Genomic DNA, 982 nt, shown 5'->3' with positions numbered 1-982 from the left:
GCCGAATGACATAGGATTGACCGCTTTGCTTAAATCCGTCGATTCGCTCCAGCTTTCCGTAGGCTCGGTCCATCACCATGATGTAGCTTGGGTCGGTTAGTTGTTCACAGACGGGCCCGTCATGCCGAGAACCTACCGTTTCGACCACGCGTAGCGGTTGTCCGGTTTCCGCCCGTAAGGCGACATGCAGTTTAACCCCGGCTCGTTTTCCGTGGTACGGGGCCCAGGGCAAGCGGGTTTTCCCCACGGTCATGGTCGTGGAATCCACCAGCAGCAGTTCTTTGGGGATACGAAGATTTCGGCGGGTTTCCCGATTACATTTACGGACGATGAGGTGAAAAAGGTCCTTGAACACCGCAAAAGGCACCTCCGCTGCTTTTCCCGAAAAACTGGAATAATGAACGGCAGGCAAACCGCTGGCTAATGCACAGTCCGCTCCAGCACGGTACCCGGACCATTCTTGGATTGCTGCGACACACCAGTACTGCAACAAGGTATGAAGCGTGAATTTTCGCGCCTTGTCCTGATAGCCCGCCGTTTTGGCTACGGTTTCCACTTCTTCGGGCGTCAAAATCGATTGAAGGATAAACGGGATCGTGATAGACTTTTTCATGAGAGTCGTCACCTTTCGGTTTGGTTTGTAGGGGTACAAACATTTTACCGAGTTGACGGCTCTTTTTCTACCATTTAGTGGTTAATCAACAGGCGTGAAATAGTATCATACTAAGGATTGGGAAATATTACTGGTTGTTTCATATGCTTTGAGCATGTTATATTATAAATCCAGTTGCTGATGACAGATTGCTGACAGCTTATAAACTTTTTATTTAATAGAAATTAATAGAAAGCAAAAAAGTTGTTAAAAAGTCTTGCAATCGGTCGAAAAAAGTGATATATTAGAGATCCGGTTGACAATTGGTCATCCGCACTGAAGATTTAAAGCAATAAAGGTTTGATCTTTGAAAACTGAACAACGAGTGAG

The 982-nt window shown here is 46.5% G+C and carries 1 protein-coding gene; it reads right to left on the bottom strand.

Translation table 11 applies throughout. The annotated features are described in order from the left end of the window. On the bottom strand, nucleotides 1-613 hold a 613-nt coding region (locus L692_RS0108825; protein ID WP_025699073.1), incomplete at its 3' end, for a transposase. Nucleotides 614-982 lie beyond the last annotated feature (369 nt).

Source organism: Paenibacillus forsythiae T98, assembly GCF_000520735.1.
Lineage (GTDB): Bacteria > Bacillota > Bacilli > Paenibacillales > Paenibacillaceae > Paenibacillus_AQ > Paenibacillus_AQ forsythiae.
Note: the sequence above shows the minus strand (reverse complement) of the source record. Positions and strands in the feature narration are given on the sequence as shown.